Consider the following 17,897-nt stretch of genomic DNA (forward strand, 5'->3'; position numbering starts at 1 on the left):
CACTCCTCAATCGGTTTTATTAAAGAAGAACAAAGCAAGCGTGCCGGGCCCTGTATGGGCACCGATTACCGAACCGACCATATGGATTTCGATCTCTTTCGGATGATAGGCAGTTTCGATTTCGTTTTTCAATGCCGTAGCGAATTCAAGGTCATCCGCATGGCTGATGGCCATCACTTGCTGGTCCAAATTACTTCCGCGCTCTTTCATCAGCTCGACCATCCGCTTGATGACTTTTTTGCGCCCGCGCAATTTTTCGATCGGCACCAGTTTGCCGTCCTCGACATGAAGCAACGGTTTGATATTCAACAAGCCGCCGACGAATGCGCTTCCTTTTGAAATGCGGCCACCTTTTGCCATATAATCCAAATCTTCGACTGTAAATAGGCTTTGGAGTTGATCGGCCTTGGCTTGGACTTTCGGGATGATGCTGTCCAACTCTTCACCGGCATTGCGCAAGTTCACAGCTTCTTTGACAAGGAGCCCATAGCCGAGCGAGGCCGCTTTTGAATCCACGATCGTCAAGTTCAAATCCGGGTACTCTTCGCGGACCTGATCTGCCACCATGACGGCTGTCGAATAGGTGCCGGACAATTCAGAGGAAAAGGCGATGTAGAATCCTTGTTCCCCGTCTTTTGCCAATTGCTCGAACGCCTTCAGCATTTCTTCCGGAGAGGCTTGGGAAGTCTTCGGATAGACGCCCGAGCGGATGGCATCATAGACTTTCATGGAATCGATGGACCGGATATCTTCGTACTCCGCGTCTTCGATATGGACGCGCAAAGGGAACAGGACGACCTGTTCCTGCTCAAAAAATTCTTTTGGTAAATCAGATGCGCTATCTGCAAATAATCTCATGGGACTTCCTCCTTTAGAGTTTCAGTTTCAAACGGTCCATCAGCAATTCGGCGATGCCGTCCTCATTATTGTTTAATGTGATTTCGTTGGCGATGTTTTTCAGTGGCTCGATGGCATTTCCCATAGCAACGCCGACACCTGCGAAATCGAGCATTTCAAGATCATTGTCTTCATCGCCGAATGCGATGATGCGGTCTTTCGAGATGTCCAGTGATTTCGATACGCGGTCGATGCCGACTGCTTTGTTCATGCCCGAGCGGACGATTTCGATAACGTGCCACGGGGCGCCCCAACGGCGATGGTCTATGACTTCGGCATGCACTTCCGACAGGTGGTCATGGATGGCGTGGACTTTCTCGTAAGGTGCGTGGATCAGCATCGAAGTGGGATCGGTCTTTAAATAATTGCGCAAATCCCCCGTCGTGATGCTCGGATCGCCAAAACTGAAGATGTCCATCAATTTTTCGTCGTGATGGTGGACATAGACATCATCCAGCACTTCCGCGACGATATTATGGAAGTCGAAACTGTGCATCGACTCGACGACTTCGTGTACGACATCCAATCCGATCGGGGTATGGTGCAGCCCCCAACGGTCATCTTTCGGATGGTGGACAAAGGCCCCGTTGAAATTGACAATCGGCGTGTTGAGGCCAAGTTCCCGGTAATAGATTTCACTTGCCCGGTATGGCCGTCCTGTAGCGATCATGACTTGATGTCCCGCTTCACGCGCTTTATTCAATATTGATTTGGTTTTTGGTGAAATGACTTTTTGGTCGGTCAACAATGTTCCGTCCAAGTCGAGTACGATTAGATGTTGTTTCATATAAAAATCCGGCTCCCTTCTATCTATCTTCAGTTTAGCGATAACAGAGGCTATCCGTCAAAAAAACCTGACGGCGATGCCGGAATTTGCGGGAATAGAGAAAAATTGGTAGGATTTAGAGTGAGGAGTGAAATGCATGAAAGTAGTAAACGAAATATGGGGGCATATCCCGATTTTACATATAACACCCGAAGGCCATGAAGGCGGCCCGTTGCCGACTGTTATTTTTTTGCATGGGCATACGAGTGCAAAGGAACATAATTTGCATTACGCCTGGCAATGGGCGAAAAAAGGGATCCGGGTCATTTTGCCGGATGCGCTGCTTCACGGGGAGCGGGACCAGTCGCTTGACGAAGTCCAGATTAGCCTGCGCTTTTGGGAAGTCGTTTTGACATCGATCGAGGAACTTGGATTTTTGCATGAAGAATTGCATAAACGCCAATTGATAAGCGGAGAACCGGCTGTAGGCGGCACATCCATGGGGGGCATCACGACGCTCGGTGCATTGACGGCCCATCCGTGGATCGAGGCGGCAGCCGTCATGATGGGTTCCGGCAATTACGTAGAGCTCGCAAAAGCGCAAATGCGCCAGTACGAGTCGCGCGGTTTCGACTTGCCGCTTACGGACGAAGAACGCGAAGGCATGCTTCAGGCTCTGTCCCGTTTCGATATCAGCTTGAACCGTGAAGCTTTTGGCGGGCGCCCAGTCTTTTTCTGGCATGGAGTGAAAGACCCGACTGTTCCTTTTGAACCGACCAACCGGCTATTCCATGCATTGCAGCAGGATTACGCCGACCACCCCGAACGTTTGGCCTTCATGAAAGAAACAGAAGCTGCGCATGCGGTCAGCCGCAAAGGGATGCTGTCTGCGACTAGTTGGATTGCCGATCGTTTAAAGGAATAAGCAAGTCGATTTCATTTCACTGTAATGTTTGGTAAGATAAGCACTAACAGGAAAAGGAGGGATTCCGAATGGATCAAGAAACAAAAGATTACCTATTAGGCGCATTGGAAAATGTCATCGACCCGGAACTAGGTGTTGATATTGTCAATTTGGGCCTTGTCTATGATGTGGAATTATCCGAAGATGGTTTTTGTGTTGTCACTATGACACTCACTTCCATGGGGTGCCCGATGGGGCCACAAATCGTGCAGATGGTTAAGACATCCTTATACGAATTGCCGGAAGTTGAAGAAGTCGATGTAAAAATCGTCTGGCAGCCTGTCTGGAGCAAAGACCATATGTCGCGCTATGCCAAAATGGCGCTCGGCGTTCGATAAAAGAACCAACAAGAAGCTTTTTCATTGCGTGATGGCGCAAGTGAAAGCATGCAAAAAAGCCGCAGGGAATTTATTTCCGGCGGCTTTTTTTGATGAGCATTTCCGTTGCAAAAGGAGCCGATCAATCATATAATCTAATTAGTCAAAGATGGTCAAATTAATCAGAGGAGCGTGATTTGATTGGTTCAATTCCAAAATCCAAACGAAGAACAAAAATCGCCATTGAAGCAATTCGGCCGTAATTTGGTTGAACAAGCACAGTCCGGAAAGATGGATCCGGTCATCGGGCGCGACCAGGAAATCCGCAATGTCATCCGGATCCTTTCCAGAAAGACAAAGAATAATCCGGTATTGATCGGTGAACCGGGCGTCGGTAAAACGGCAATCGTCGAAGGGCTGGCACAGCGCATCGTCCGCAACGATGTGCCGGAAGGATTGAAAGACCGCATAATCTATGAACTCGATATGAGTGCGCTGATTGCGGGCGCAAAATATCGGGGGGAATTCGAGGAACGGCTGAAAAGCGTATTGAAGCAAGTGAAAGACAGTGAAGGGCAGATCATCCTGTTTATCGACGAGATCCACACCATCGTCGGCGCCGGAAAAACGGAAGGCGCCATGGACGCAGGAAATATGCTCAAGCCGATGCTTGCGCGCGGTGAACTTTATTGCATCGGGGCTACCACACTCGATGAATACCGCATGCACATCGAGAAAGATGCTGCACTTGAGCGGCGATTCCAGCAAGTGATGGTCCGTGAGCCTTCTGTGGAAGATGCAGTATCGATCCTACGTGGATTGAAAGAGCGTTTCGAGTTGCATCATGGCGTGCGCATCCATGACCGGGCGATCGTTGCAGCCGCTACGATGTCGGACCGGTACATCACGGAGCGTTTCTTGCCGGACAAGGCCATCGATTTGATCGATGAAGCATGTGCGATGATCCGGACGGAAATCGATTCCATGCCGCAGGAGCTCGACGAAGTGACGCGGCGCCTTATGCAGCTCGAGATCGAAGAGCAGGCACTGCGAAAAGAGAAGGACGAGGCGAGCAAAACACGCCTCGCTGCGCTGCGCGAAGAGATTGAAGAGCTGAAGTCTTCTTCTGAAGGCATGCAGCAGCAGTGGAACGAAGAGAAGCAATCGCTTCAGAAAATCCAGGAAAAGCGCGAGCAATTGGATCAATACCGCCGCCAGCTGGAAGATGCGGAAAACAAATATGATTTGAATACCGCCGCGATGCTGCGCCATGGCAAAATTCCAGAACTTGAAAAAGAACTGGGCGCCATGGAAGCCGAACTTGCAGGGGACGGCGGGGAACGTTTGCTTCGCGAAGAAGTGACCGAAGAAGAAATTGCCGGCATTGTCGCCCGCTGGACGGGCATCCCGGTTACGAAATTGGTCGAAGGCGAACGCGAAAAGCTATTGCGCCTAGGGGATACACTGAAAGAACGCGTGATCGGCCAGGACCGAGCCGTCGAACTCGTGACAGAAGCGGTGTGGCGTGCACGGGCCGGTATCAAGGATGAACAAAAGCCGATCGGGTCGTTCATTTTCCTTGGGCCGACCGGTGTCGGTAAAACGGAGCTTGCCAAATCGCTGGCAGCGAATTTATTCGATTCGGAAGACCATTTCATCCGCATCGACATGTCCGAGTATATGGAAAAGCACAGCGTCTCACGCCTGGTCGGGGCGCCTCCTGGATATATCGGCTACGAGGAAGGCGGCCAATTGACAGAAGCGGTCCGCCGCAATCCATACTCCGTGGTGCTGCTCGATGAAATCGAGAAAGCCCATCCGGATGTTGCCAATATCCTTTTGCAGATCCTGGACGACGGGCGCATCACCGACAGCCAAGGGCGGCTCGTGAACTTCTCCAATACAGTCGTCATCATGACATCGAATATCGGCTCCCAGCACATAAGCGCAAGTAGCAGCGAGCACGATACGGAAGACATCGTCATGATGGAATTGCGCAAGCATTTCCGGCCGGAGCTGTTGAACCGCATTGACGATATCGTCATTTTCCATGCCTTGTCCAATAAGCATTTCTATGGCATTGCCAAGAAAATGATCGGCGAACTGGCCGCTCGCATGAAACAACAGCAAATTTCCTTGGAAGTCGATGATTCGGTCATCGATTACATCATAGAAGCGGGTACAGACCCGGTCTTCGGGGCTCGCCCGCTGAAACGCTTTATCCAGCGTGAAATCGAGACGCGCATCGCCAAGGAATTGATCAAGGGAGAGATCACTCCGGGTTCGACATTGAAAGTATCGATGGACGCCAATAAACAATTGATGATCACTGTATAAGGAAAGCCGCATTTCATTGGAATGCGGCTTTTTTCTATGCAATCCTTCAGATACAGCCAAATAAAAAACGGAAGCCACTGAGGCTTCCGTTTTTATCGTCATTAATACTCTTTTGCTGCTTCTTTCGGGATGATGGCATCCATCACGATGACCAATACAGTGACTACCACTGCCATGAAGATACCCATCATGAAATTGAATGGCACGTTTTGCACGGCACTTACGACATAATTCAACATGGAAATAATAAGGACAGACCAGAAAAGTGTTCCGATATATTGCATCTATTTTCACCTCTATATATAGAATAACTAGTTTTATCATAGCATAAGGAAAGCTTTTCAGAAAGAAAGTTTCGCGCGTTTGAAAAGTTTTTGTCGGAAATATGGCGGCAACTTGAAATCATCAAGAAAAGGGCGTATCATTAACACCAGGTACTAATAATTGATGTTAATCGAAATGAGGGACATAGATATGAATGCTGGAATCATCGGTACCGGCAGATGCCTGCCGGAAGACAAATTGACCAACTTTGATTTGGAGCAGCGCATGGATACTTCGGATGAGTGGATTCGGACCATGACCGGGATCGAAGAGCGCCGGATCGCAAACGATGAACAAGATACATCCGATATGGCACGGGTCGCGGCGCAAAGCGCGATTAAGGATGCCGGCATCGATCCAGCAGACATCGGGTTGATCCTGGTTGCGACAGTTACGCCAGACCGTCCGTTTCCTTCTGTCTCGTGCGATATCCAGCAGCAGATCGGCGCAGTGAATGCAGCCGCTATGGATATCTCAGCAGCATGCGCAGGATTCATGTACGGCGTCATCACAGCTAAACAGTTTATCGAATCGGATACGTATCGCTACGTCCTAGTAGTTGGTGTTGAGAAACTGTCGAAAATCACCAATTGGGAAGACCGCAATACCGCTGTCCTATTCGGTGATGGAGCCGGAGCTGCGGTGATTGGCAAAGTGTCGGAAGGACGCGGGATCCTGTCGTTCGAACTCGGTGCAGACGGATCAGGCGGTGAACACCTATACCAAGACAAGCATTTGGTGATGAATGGCCGTGAAGTGTTCAAATTCGCGGTGCGCCAAATGGGCGAATCCGCCATCAATGTCATCGAAAAAGCAGGATTGGATAAAGAGGATGTCGATTTCCTCATACCGCATCAGGCGAATATCCGGATCATGGAATCTTCCCGGGCACGTCTTGATTTGCCGGTTGAGAAAATGTCGAAGACCATACAAAAGTACGGAAACACTTCAGCTGCGTCAATTCCGATTTCCCTTGTGGAAGATCTAGAAGAAGGCCGCATCAAAGATGATGATGTCGTCGTCATGGTCGGCTTCGGAGGCGGATTGACATGGGGCGCAATTGCTATGAAGTGGGGGAAATAATCGGATATGCGAAAGGAAGTAAAAGAAATGGAAAATCGTCGTGTAGTCATTACAGGTATCGGTGCCGTAACACCGCTTGGAAATAGCGTAGAATCTACGTGGGAAGCGGTGAAGGCAGGGCGTTCGGGCGTCGGCCCGTTGACGCGTATCGATGCGGATCAATACCCTGCAAAAGTCGCTGCTGAGCTGAAGGACTTTTCAATTGAAGATTATATCGAACGCAAAGAAGCGCGCAAGATGGACCGCTTCACCCATTATGCACTCGCGTCTTCCATCATGGCGATGAAAGATGCAGCGCTCGAGCTGGATGAAAAGACCGCTCTCCGCACAGGTGTCTGGATCGGCTCGGGAATCGGCGGGATGGAAACGATCGAAAACCAGATGGATGTCTTGAACTCACGCGGTGTCCGCCGCATCAGCCCGTTCTTCGTGCCGATGATCATCCCGGACATGGCGTCTGGACAGGTGTCGATCCATTTCGGCGCGAAAGCGATCAATTCCTGTTCGGTAACAGCTTGTGCATCAGGCACGAACTCAATCGGCGATGCCTTTAAAGTCATCCAGCGCGGGGATGCCGATGTGATGATTTCAGGAGGCGCAGAAGCTCCGATCACCCGCTTGTCTGTCGCTGGGTTTACGGCGAACACCGCATTGACGACAAATGAAGATGCATCCACCGCATCACGCCCATTCGATAAAAACCGTGATGGCTTTGTGATCGGTGAAGGCGCCGGGATTGTCATCCTGGAAGAATATGAACACGCAAAAGCACGCGGCGCAAAAATTTACGCAGAACTTGTTGGATACGGTTCGACTGGCGATGCCCACCATATTACTGCCCCAGCTCCTGGCGGCGAAGGGGCTGCGCGTGCCATGCAGCAAGCCCTTGAAGATGCAGGCGTCGAAAAGACCGATGTCGGCTATATCAATGCCCATGGGACGAGCACTCCGTATAACGATTTGTTCGAGACGATGGCAGTCAAAACCGTGTTCGGCGACCATGCCTACAAACTTGGCATGAGCTCGACGAAATCGATGACAGGGCATCTGCTCGGTGCTGCAGGCGGAATTGAAGCCATCTTCACGGCCTTGGCTTTGAAAGAAGGCGTCATGCCGCCGACGATCAATTACGAAACGCCGGATGAAGAATTGGATTTGGATTACGTGGCGAACGAAGCAAGAACTGCTGACTTCTCTTATGCCATGAGCAATTCACTTGGCTTCGGCGGACATAACGCTTCACTCGTATTGAAAAAAGTTTAGGAAATCTTGAAGGCCCCCGGCGACGGGGGCTTTTTTTATTATCCATTTCTTATAATGATAAAAAATATACAGTGCGTGAATAAGCAGTGAAACCTAAGAGCAATAAGGAACGAAAGGGAACAATGATTATCTATTTTGGTAATCATTGCTTAAAATACAAAAATTATATTGCGCACGTAATACTTTTGTAATATGCTTAAAACTAGTTAGAATTGACAGAAAAAAAAGAATTTTGAGGTGTTTTCATGGCAGCTATGTATGGATCTAAAGAGACTACACCGCTCTTGCGGGTCAAGAACCTTCAGACAGGGTTCAAAATAGACGGTGAATATTATAATGCGGTCGAGGGAGTCAGTTTCGATGTCCGGCCTAAGCAAATCGTCGGGGTCGTGGGGGAATCGGGCTGTGGCAAAAGTGTCATGTCATTATCCATCATGCAGTTGTTGCCGGACGGCATCGGCAAGATCCGGGGCGGCGAAATTGAGTTCGAAGGGCAAGACATCTCCGTATTTTCAGACAAGCAGATGAACAGCATCCGCGGAAAAGACATCTCGATGATTTTCCAGGAACCGATGACTTCGCTCAATCCGGTTTTCACCATCGGCTATCAAATAGAAGAAGTGATCTTAAACCACGAAAATCTCACGAAAAAAGAAGCCAGGCTTCGCTCTGTCGCACTTTTGAAGCAAGTGGGAATTCCGCGTGCCGAACAAATCGTCACGGAGTATCCGCACCAATTGTCCGGAGGGATGCGCCAGCGGGTCATGATCGCGATGGCCATTGCCTGCCAGCCGAAACTATTGATCGCCGATGAGCCGACGACCGCATTGGATGTCACGGTACAAGCGCAAATCCTCGAGTTGATGAAAGGCATTCAGGAAGCGAACGATATGTCAATCATCCTCATTACACATGATTTAGGTGTCGTGGCGGAAATCTGCGACGAAGTGCTGGTCATGTATGCCGGCAAAATCGTGGAGCGTGCACTTGTCGAAGACTTGTTCCGGGGGCCAAAGCACCCGTACACAGAATTATTAATGAAAGCGATTCCAAAAATGGACGAAGATGTAGAAGAACTTGCAACGATTGAAGGCTTGGTACCGTCGGTCGTCAATATGCCGCCAGTAGGGTGCCGCTTTGCGAACCGCTGCCCAAAGGCGATGCCTGAATGCCTGACTGTGACACCGCAGCTTGCGGAAGTGGCTGGCCGGCATGAAGCTGCGTGCTTATTATATGAAGAAAGCTGGCCTACGGACGGAAAAAGAGAAAGAGAAGGAGTCGCCGCATTATGATCACGAGAGATTTCATCCAGGACCGCATCGATTATTTAGATAAACGGGAAAACCTCCTTGAAATCCGCAACCTGAAAAAATACTATCCGGTAACCGGTGGATTTTTCAAGCGGACCATCGGCAATGTCAAGGCCGTGGACGATGTATCATTCTCCATAAGAAAAGGCGAAACGCTTGGTTTGGTCGGTGAATCGGGCTGCGGCAAATCCACTGCCGGACGGACCATCTTGAGGTTGATGAAACCGACGGGAGGCGAAATCCTCTTTGAAGGGAAAGACATCACCCGATTATCTGGATCCAAATTGCAGAAGGCACGGCGCGATTTCCAGATGGTATTCCAAGACCCATACGCGTCGCTGAACCCGACGCAGATGGTAGGCGATATCATCGCCGAGCCGATCCTGAATTATGAAAAGCGCAATAAAAAAGAGCTGGAGCTGGAAATCAAAACACTCCTGAAACGAGTTGGCTTGCCTGAAGAGGCTTATTATAAATACGCCCATGAATTTTCAGGCGGCCAAAGACAGCGCATCGGAATCGCCCGGGCGCTGGCACTGCACCCGAAGCTGATTGTAGCGGATGAACCGGTATCTGCGCTCGATGTGTCCGTGCAATCGCAGGTGTTGAACTTGTTGAAAGAACTGCAAATCGAATTCGATCTGACCTATCTCTTCATTGCACATGACTTGAGTGTCGTAAAGCATATGAGCGATCAAATCGGCGTGATGTATTTGGGCAACCTCGTAGAGCTTGCTTCAAATAAAGATTTATACAAAGAGCCGCTTCACCCCTACACGCAAGCGCTCATATCCGCGATACCGGAACCGAATCCATTGAAGCGGAAAGAGCGGATTGTCTTGAAGGGGGATGTGCCAAGCCCGCAAAACCCGCCTGCCGGATGCCCGTTCCATACGCGCTGCCCGGTGGCGATGGAAATCTGCTCGCAAGAGAAACCAGCGCTGGCAGAAGTAAGGCCTGGCCATCAAGTTGCGTGCCATTTGTATTAAATCAAAAAAATTTTTTTAGGGGGAAAAGAGATGAAGAAAAAATCCTTGCTTTGGCTCTTCGCGCTTGTGCTCATCCTATCCGCGTTCCTTGCGGCATGTGGCGGCAGCGATGATGCATCCAGTGAGTCTGGCTCAGAAGGCGATGGTTCTTCTGAAGGAACAGCAGAAGGCGAACCGCAAAAAGGCGGAACGCTCGTGTACGGCCTTGATGCACCACCGGAAGGTTTGTTCTCTTCCGCATTTTACGGCATCGCCACGGATGCAGAAGTCATCGATCTATTCGATGAAGCATTGATCAGCTATAACGAAAACTTGGAGCCGGAACCGAACGTCGCTTCTTGGGAGACCGAAGACAATAAAGTCTTCAACTTCAAATTCGAAGAAGGCGTGAAATGGCATAACGGTGAAGAATTGACTGTCAACGACTGGGTATTTGCGCTTGAAACGATCGCAGACCCTGACTATGACGGTCCCCGCTACGCAAACGTGCAAACGATCGAAGGCGCTGAAGCATACCGCAGCGGCGATGCCGATTCCATCTCAGGAATCGAAGTGGTCAGCGATTATGAAATCAACATCACTTTCGACGAAGCACGTGTCAACAACTTGACCAACCTATGGGCTTATCCGCTGCCTGAATCCGTCCTCGGCGATGTACCGGTTGCCGAAATGTCAGCTTCGGAGTGGGTGCGTTCGACTCCAATCGGAATCGGGCCATTCAAAGTCGACAAGATCGTCCCTGGCGAGTCAGTCGAATTCTCGAAATTCGATGAGTACTGGAACGGTGAGGTCAACTTGGACAAAATCGTCCTGCGCGTCATCGATAACTCTTCTGTTGTCGGCGCGTTGCAGAACAATGATATCGATATGATCTCCCTTCAGCCGGTATCCGGCCCTGAAGTAGAGCCATTGGAAAATGTTGAAATCGTTACTTACCCTGGATTGACTTATTACTATGTAGGATTCAAGCTCGGCAAGTTCGACAACGAATCCCAAACGATTACAGAAGAACTTCCGAAATACCAAAGCAAAGAACTCCGCCAGGCGATGATGTATGCGTTAAACCGCCAGGAATGGGTGGATGCATTTTTCTTCGGCTATGCTGATGTTGTCAACAAGCCAGTACCGTCTGCCCACTGGAACGCTGCTGATGACAGCGAATTGATTCAATACGAGTACGATCCTGAAAAATCGAAGCAAATGCTGGATGAAGCAGGATACGTCGATACGAACGATGACGGATTCCGCGAAGACCCGAACGGCGACGAGTTTGTCGTAAAATTCTCCCATTATGCAACAGGTAACCCGACCTTCGAATCCCGCGCTCAACAAATTGCGCAATATTTCGAAGAAGTTGGATTGCGTTCTGAAGTGGAAATGGTCGAAGTGAACCTTTACTACGACATGGTCGAAAAAGATGATGCTTCCATTGAAACATTCTTCGGCGGCTGGGGCACGGGAACTGACCCGGATCCATCCGGCCTATGGAAAGCAGACCAGCTTTGGAATTACCCGCGCTACAACAATCCAGAAGCGGACCAATTGCTCGACGACGCACTTGATATCGAAATCGTCGGCACTGACCAGGAAAAACGCAAAGAATTGTATGTAGAATGGCAGAAGATCGTCAATGAAGAGCTCCCGATGCTCTACATCGCGGAACTAGAGGAAATTAAGGCATTGAACACGCGTGTCGGTGGAGTTGAATATGACGTATCCGGTCAAAACAGCCCTGCTGAATGGTTCGTGACAGAATAAAATCAGCAACAAACCTTCAACGATGGGCGAACCCGCCCATCGTTGAACCTTTATATGAAGCTCTTATGCACGGTAAGGGCTGTTTCAAAAAACAATCCTTACCGTGCACGAGAGCACAGCCGAGAACCTATCAGACAAGGAGAGTACCTATGCTTAAATATTCGATTAGACGATTGCTTGGAATGATTCCGATGCTGATCTTGATTTCCATCGTGGTCTTCAGCCTCGCTAAACTGATGCCCGGCGATTCACTCAGCGGGGAAATCGACCCGCTTAATACCAGCCCGGAATACATAGCGGAAATGCGTGAAAAGCTCGGCTATAACGACCCGTTGCCGGTGCAGTATTTTAACTGGATCACCGGGTTCATGCAAGGGGATTTCGGAAAATCCACGCGCTTTCAAATACCGGTTTTCGATTTAATCATGGAAAAAGTGCCGAATACTTTGTTATTGGGCGTGACAGCGCTCGTCATCACGTATATCATGGCGTTCATCATGGGCATGTATTCAGGCAGGCGGCCATACACTTTGGGCGATAACGCCATTGCCGGCTTCAACTATGTCATGCTGGCGATCCCATCTTTCGTCGCTGCCGTTTTTGCGATTTACATTTTTGCATTCCAGTTGAATTGGTTCCCGTTTGCAGGATCGGTGGATATCTTGGTGGAAGAGGGCAGCTTTGAATACTATGTCAGCCGCATGCACCATGTATTGCTGCCGGCAATTGTCCTCGGGGCGATGAGCACGGCGAGCTATACGCAGTTTTTGCGCAATGACATCATCGAGAATTCCCGCAAGGATTTTGTCAGGACAGCACGCGCGAAAGGAACACCGATAAAGAAAATCTACAATGTCCATATCCTGCGCAATTCGATTATTCCTTTGGTCACCTTCCTTGGCTTCGATTTTGCCGCATTGATCGGCGGAGCCATCATCACGGAGACGATTTTCACATATCCTGGCATCGGCCAGCTGTTTTTGGAATCCGTTACGAGCCGGGACTACCCGACATTGATGGCCTTGACCATGCTTTTATCGTTCCTTACGTTATTCGGTAATTTATTGGCAGATATTCTATACGGCGTCGTGGATCCACGAATTCGCCTGGATTGAGGAGGAAGCAGTAAAATGGCATCATCAACTACCATCACCCAACAGAAGAAGCCGGAAAGAAGCTTGTCTCCTTGGCAAATTGCGAGAAGGAAGTTCGTGCGCAATAAGCTGGCGATGATCAGCTCCTTTTTCATCATGCTGGTGACTTTAATGTCGCTATCGGCACCATTCATCGCACCGTTGTTGTCGCCGCTGCCGGACATTTCAAAAGTCAATATCGGCGCAATGAACATCGAGCCGAACGGTGAACACCTTCTTGGGACGGATAAAAGCGGGCGCGATGTGTTGACGCGCTTGTTCTACGGGGGCCGGATCTCGCTATTGGTCGGCTTTAGCGCAACACTTATCGTCATTACTTTAGGAACAGTAGTCGGGGCACTTGCCGGATTTTTCGGCGGCTTTATCGACAGCCTCCTGATGCGCTTCACGGATTTCGTGCTGAATTTTCCGTTCCTTGTTTTCGTCATCGTCCTGAACACGATCCTTTATGGTATCGTGGACGGATTATGGGTCTTGATCATGGTCATCGGTGCGCTCAGCTGGGGCGGTGTCGCCCGCTTGGTGCGCAGTAAAGTGTTGGCGGAGAAAGAGAATGAGTATATCCTGGCGGCTTTATCGATCGGCTGTTCTCCGTTCAAAGTCATCACGAAACACCTGTTGCCGAACGTCATCTCGACCATCATCGTTCAAGGGACCTTGATTTTTGCGACGATGATCGTTATCGAATCGGCCCTCAGCTATCTGGGCTTCGGTGTTCCGCAAGCAACGCCAAGCTGGGGCAATATGCTGTCATCCGCAAACGAACCTGACGTCTTGCAAGGCAAGCCATGGATTTGGATGCCTCCAGCCATCATCATTACTTTAACGATTTTGTCTATTAACTTTATCGGAGAAGGATTGAAGGATGCATTGAATCCAAAATCATTGCGATAATTATGACAGAACAAAAAAGGATGGACGCGTGGCTTGCAGCGCGTCCATCCTTTTTTATATTCATTTGTTAACGTTTGCGCTTGCGGCCAAGACCCATCGCGTTCTCCATTTTTTTCAATGTTTTATTGGCGATGAAATTGGCTTTTTCTGCGCCTTCGTCAAGGATCGTGTCTAGTTCCTCAGAGTCGAGCAGCTTATAGTAGCGCTCCTGGATCGGTGCCAAATGCTCAGTGATGGCCTTCGCTACGCCTGCTTTGAAATCGCCATAACCGCCGCCTTCGTATTTAGCGACGAGTTCATCGATGGAGGCACCGGTCAAGGCGGCTTCGATTGACAATAGATTGGATACGCCAGGCTTGTTTTCGGGATCGTATTTAACGATTCCTTCCGAGTCGGTGACGGCGCTCTTCACTTTCTTTTCGATCGTCTTCAAGTCATCGAGCAAAGTGATGATCGCTTTTTTGTTGGAATCCGATTTGCTCATTTTCTTGGTCGGATCCTGCAAGGACATGACACGTGCCCCGTGTTTCGGGATACGGATGTCCGGAATCGTGAAAATGTCATTGTATTTCCTGTTGAAACGCTCCGCCAAGTCGCGGGTCAACTCGATATGCTGTTTCTGGTCATCGCCGACAGGGACGATATCCGTTTGGTACAAAAGAATATCAGCAGCCATCAGGGGCGGGTAAGTCAGCAGACCGGCGGAGATGGAAGCGGCTTTGGATGATTTGTCCTTGAACTGTGTCATGCGCTCGAGCTCGCCGATCGTCGACACGCATTGCAGCATCCAGCCGGCCTGTGCGTGCGCCGGGACTTCCGATTGGATGAACAATGTCACTTTTTCCGGGTCGATGCCGACAGCAAGATAAAGCGCGGCGAGCGATTTGATGTTCTTTCTTAATTCGAGCCGGTCTTGCGGCATGGTGATGGCGTGCTGGTCGACGATGCAGAAAATGCAGTCGTATTCTTCCTGCAGCTCAGTAAACTGCTTGAATGCCCCGATGTAATTGCCGAGTGTGACGGTGCCGGTCGGCTGTACGCCTGAAAAGATTTTCTTCAATGCAATTCCTCCTCTAATGGATAAACTAAAAATGGATATAAAAAAGCACATCTTCGTCCCTAAAACTAAAGGGACGAATGATGTGCGGTTCCGCGGTACCACCCTGATTGCCGCAATGCGGCCACTTGTCTCCATAACGCGGAGAACACGAAAACGGCTACGTATTTTCACCGTTTTAGCTCGAAAGTCCATTCAATGCAATCTTCTGCTTGTTTACACCGGCCACAAGCTCTCTTATTATAGAAGAAACTGCATTTACTACTCTTTGTCAACGCCCGTTTTGTATTGATTTTATTATAATACAAAAGAGAATATCGACGCAATATCCAATTCTACGATTGGTAAATCGCCAAGGAAACGGCCATGGCAATCAATGTCGCCCCGCCCACGATTAAGAGGGGGGAACTTGAGAATGCCAGCACCTCCGACGGCAAGCGCATTTCGTCGTCCTCGAGGGTGGATTTACTTTTGAATACTTTGCGCATGCTCATTGTAAATACATCGAACACCCCAGTCCGGACCACAAAGACCCAGGCACCGAAAAATACGAGGATTCCCCCGTAGATAAAGGAATTATTGATGTATGACAGCAATGAAAACGGCTCGCTGCGCATGAGCATCGTCAACACGATCAGCAATTGCACGGCGAAGATTCCGATGATTATTTTTTTCATTTTGGCACCCCTATCCGTTCTTATTGTAGAAGAAATAACAAAAAAAATCAAAAAATTATTCGGAAATTAACTGAGAAGAAAACGCTTACATAGCGCGCTTTTCAGCCTATTAGTGATATTTGGAACAGCATGATTAATGGTGAAAGTGTAAAATATTCCAAAAAAAACGCTGTACAACAAAAAATATTTATGTATAATTAATCATGTACCAATTTTTCAGAAAATTTAAGGGGGCAAAATCAGTGAAAAACAGCAAGATTTTATGGCTACTTGGCCTGGTTTTGGTACTTAGTGCTTTCCTAGCTGCTTGCGGCGGCGGAGACGACACTGATACTGGGACAGAAAACACAGAAACAGAAGGTACAGAAGGCGCAGAAGGCAACGGCGGCGAACCTGACTCTGTACAAGAACTAAACTTGATCGAAGGAGCAGAGATTCCATCAATGGATTCTTCGATTGCTGAGGATGCAGTGGCATTCAACATCCTTAACAACGTAAACGAAGGTTTGTTCCGTTTGAACCAAGAAAACATTGCAGAACCTGCACTTGCTGATGGCGAGCCTGAGATCAGTGAAGACGGCTTGACGTATACTTTCAAACTACGTGATGCTAACTGGTCGGACGGTACACCGGTCACAGCTAACGATTTCGTTTACGCTTGGCAACGCGCGATTGACCCAGACACTGGTTCACCTTACGGACCATACATGATGGCTGGAACAATCAAAAACGCTAAAGAAGTTTCTGAGGGAGAAATGGAAGTCTCTGAACTAGGAATCAAAGCTGAAGACGACAAGACTCTTGTCGTGGAACTTGAGCGCCCGACTCCTTACTTCATGTCATTGATGGCTTTCGGTACATTCTACCCATTGAACGAAGAGTTCGTAACTGAGCAAGGCGATAACTACGCTTCTAACTCTGAAACAATCCTATACAACGGCCCGTTCACTCTTACAAACTGGGACGGCACTGGCTTGACTTGGACAATGGAGAAAAACCCTGAGTACTGGGATGCGGAAACTGTTCAACTTGAAACAGTTAACGTAGACGTAGTTAAAGAAACATCAACTGCAGTAAACCTTTACCAATCTGGTGAAAAAGACCGTGTAGGCCTTTCTGGTGAATTCGCAATGCAATACGCTGAAGACCCAGAAGTTGTGCGCGAGCTTGAGCCAACTTTGTTCTACTTGAAATTCAACCAAGAACGTAACGGCGAAGAAACTCCACTTGCTAACGAAAACATCCGTAAAGCGATTGCTACTGGCTTCAACAAGCAAGATCTTGTAGATGTAGTTCTAGCAAACGGATCTCTTCCAGCTAACTACCTTGTACCAACTGAGTTTGCTTTCAACGAAGCGGGCGAAGACTTCCGTGATATCAACGGAGACATGCTTCCATTCAACGCTGAAGAAGCGAAAACTTACTGGGAAAAAGGCCTAGAGGAAATCGGCGAAACAGAAGTCACTCTTGAACTTCTCGGCGGCGACTCTGAGCTTGCTGGTAAAATGGATGCTTACTTGAAAGAGCAGCTTGAAACAAACCTTGAAGGTTTGACAGTTAACTTGAAAGCTGTACCATTCGGCGTACGCCTTGAGCTTGATGAAGCACAAGACTACGATATCCAGAACTCTGGATGGGGCCCTGACTACCAGGATCCAATGACATTCATCGACCTATTCGTAACTGGCGCTTCTCACAACTTGATGTCTTACTCTAACGAGGAGTTCGATAACTTGGTAGAGCAAGCTAAAGGCGAATTGGCACAGGATGCTGAAGGTCGCTGGGAAGCAATGGCTCAAGCTGAAAAAATCTTGATCGAAGAAGATGCTGCTATCGCACCGATCTATCAGCGCGGTATCATGTCCCTTCAAAAGCCATATGTTAACAACATCGTTAAACACCCATTCGGTGGAGACTACAGCTACAAATGGGCTTACATTTCCGGTAAGGAATAAGAATTCCCAACTGAATGTACTTTAGGAAAACATAATAGAAAGAGAGTATATCAAGGGTTTGATATACTCTCTTTTCTACTGTGAATAAATTCACCGAAAATTAACGGTATTCTGCTTAATCAGAAAAGTACAGGCGTCAATCGATGCTTGAT

At 48.8% G+C, this 17,897-nt stretch carries 16 protein-coding genes and 1 other annotated feature; of the genes, 11 read left to right on the forward strand and 5 right to left on the reverse strand.

Features of this window, described 5'->3' with window-relative positions; all coding sequences use genetic code 11:
- Window positions 1-6 precede the first annotated feature (6 nt).
- Both DP119_RS04175 and DP119_RS04180 read right to left on the reverse strand, forming a co-directional pair.
- Window positions 7-858, reverse strand: coding sequence for a DegV family protein (locus DP119_RS04175; protein WP_112231119.1), 852 nt, complete (start codon window positions 856-858; stop codon window positions 7-9).
- A 13-nt stretch (window positions 859-871) separates the two neighbouring features.
- Complete coding sequence (locus DP119_RS04180) at window positions 872-1,684, reverse strand: Cof-type HAD-IIB family hydrolase (protein WP_112231121.1); 813 nt, start codon at window positions 1,682-1,684, stop codon at window positions 872-874.
- A 136-nt stretch (window positions 1,685-1,820) separates the two neighbouring features.
- On the opposite strand from DP119_RS04180, the gene DP119_RS04185 reads away from it, so the two are divergent.
- From DP119_RS04185 to DP119_RS04195, 3 genes are all read left to right on the forward strand, one after another.
- Window positions 1,821-2,588 carry a prolyl oligopeptidase family serine peptidase gene (locus DP119_RS04185; protein ID WP_112231123.1) on the forward strand — a complete coding sequence of 256 codons (768 nt, stop codon included), beginning with the start codon at window positions 1,821-1,823 and terminating at the stop codon, window positions 2,586-2,588.
- 68 nt (window positions 2,589-2,656) lie between these two features.
- A complete protein-coding gene (locus DP119_RS04190) occupies window positions 2,657-2,965 on the forward strand; it encodes a metal-sulfur cluster assembly factor (protein WP_058383381.1) in 309 nt (102 codons plus the stop codon).
- A 180-nt stretch (window positions 2,966-3,145) separates the two neighbouring features.
- Window positions 3,146-5,281, forward strand: coding sequence for an ATP-dependent Clp protease ATP-binding subunit (locus DP119_RS04195; RefSeq protein WP_112231126.1), 2,136 nt, complete (start codon window positions 3,146-3,148; stop codon window positions 5,279-5,281).
- 101 nt (window positions 5,282-5,382) lie between these two features.
- Here DP119_RS04195 and DP119_RS04200 read toward each other — a convergent pair whose 3' ends face one another.
- The gene (locus DP119_RS04200) at window positions 5,383-5,565 is read right to left on the reverse strand and encodes a DUF2929 family protein (RefSeq protein ID WP_112231128.1); all 183 of its coding nucleotides are present in this window, start codon (window positions 5,563-5,565) and stop codon (window positions 5,383-5,385) included.
- Window positions 5,566-5,755: 190 nt separating this feature from the next.
- Here DP119_RS04200 and DP119_RS04205 point away from each other — a divergent pair, with 190 nt between their 5' ends.
- The 7 genes from DP119_RS04205 to opp4C all read left to right on the forward strand — a co-directional run bounded on the left by DP119_RS04205 (window position 5,756) and on the right by opp4C (window position 14,056).
- A complete protein-coding gene (locus tag DP119_RS04205; RefSeq protein WP_112231130.1) occupies window positions 5,756-6,688 on the forward strand; it encodes a beta-ketoacyl-ACP synthase III in 933 nt (310 codons plus the stop codon).
- Between the two features lie 27 nt (window positions 6,689-6,715).
- Complete coding sequence (gene fabF, locus DP119_RS04210) at window positions 6,716-7,951, forward strand: beta-ketoacyl-ACP synthase II (RefSeq protein ID WP_112231133.1); 1,236 nt, start codon at window positions 6,716-6,718, stop codon at window positions 7,949-7,951.
- Between the two features lie 245 nt (window positions 7,952-8,196).
- A complete protein-coding gene (locus DP119_RS04215) occupies window positions 8,197-9,243 on the forward strand; it encodes an ABC transporter ATP-binding protein (RefSeq protein ID WP_240616370.1) in 1,047 nt (348 codons plus the stop codon).
- Entirely contained in the window at window positions 9,240-10,250 is a 1,011-nt protein-coding gene (locus DP119_RS04220; RefSeq protein ID WP_112231135.1) for an ABC transporter ATP-binding protein, read from the forward strand. Before DP119_RS04215 ends, DP119_RS04220 begins: the two co-directional genes overlap by 4 nt.
- A gap of 30 nt (window positions 10,251-10,280) precedes the next feature.
- Window positions 10,281-12,008 carry an oligopeptide ABC transporter substrate-binding protein gene (gene opp4A / locus DP119_RS04225; RefSeq protein WP_112231137.1) on the forward strand — a complete coding sequence of 576 codons (1,728 nt, stop codon included), beginning with the start codon at window positions 10,281-10,283 and terminating at the stop codon, window positions 12,006-12,008.
- A 149-nt stretch (window positions 12,009-12,157) separates the two neighbouring features.
- The gene (opp4B, locus tag DP119_RS04230; RefSeq protein WP_112231139.1) at window positions 12,158-13,123 is read left to right on the forward strand and encodes an oligopeptide ABC transporter permease; all 966 of its coding nucleotides are present in this window, start codon (window positions 12,158-12,160) and stop codon (window positions 13,121-13,123) included.
- 15 nt (window positions 13,124-13,138) lie between these two features.
- The gene (gene opp4C, locus DP119_RS04235) at window positions 13,139-14,056 is read left to right on the forward strand and encodes an oligopeptide ABC transporter permease (protein ID WP_112231141.1); all 918 of its coding nucleotides are present in this window, start codon (window positions 13,139-13,141) and stop codon (window positions 14,054-14,056) included.
- A gap of 67 nt (window positions 14,057-14,123) precedes the next feature.
- On the opposite strand, the gene trpS is transcribed toward opp4C, so the two are convergent.
- Both trpS and DP119_RS04245 read right to left on the reverse strand, forming a co-directional pair.
- A complete protein-coding gene (gene trpS / locus DP119_RS04240) occupies window positions 14,124-15,116 on the reverse strand; it encodes a tryptophan--tRNA ligase (protein WP_112231143.1) in 993 nt (330 codons plus the stop codon).
- A gap of 66 nt (window positions 15,117-15,182) precedes the next feature.
- Window positions 15,183-15,397 (reverse strand) — a binding site (T-box leader).
- Between the two features lie 51 nt (window positions 15,398-15,448).
- The gene (locus DP119_RS04245; protein ID WP_112231145.1) at window positions 15,449-15,790 is read right to left on the reverse strand and encodes a DUF3899 domain-containing protein; all 342 of its coding nucleotides are present in this window, start codon (window positions 15,788-15,790) and stop codon (window positions 15,449-15,451) included.
- A 242-nt stretch (window positions 15,791-16,032) separates the two neighbouring features.
- Between DP119_RS04245 and DP119_RS04250 the strand changes: the two genes are divergently transcribed.
- Window positions 16,033-17,745 carry a peptide ABC transporter substrate-binding protein gene (locus DP119_RS04250; protein ID WP_112231147.1) on the forward strand — a complete coding sequence of 571 codons (1,713 nt, stop codon included), beginning with the start codon at window positions 16,033-16,035 and terminating at the stop codon, window positions 17,743-17,745.
- Window positions 17,746-17,897 lie beyond the last annotated feature (152 nt).

The sequence above is a fragment of the Planococcus maitriensis genome (assembly GCF_003289925.1).
GTDB lineage: Bacteria > Bacillota > Bacilli > Bacillales_A > Planococcaceae > Planococcus > Planococcus maitriensis.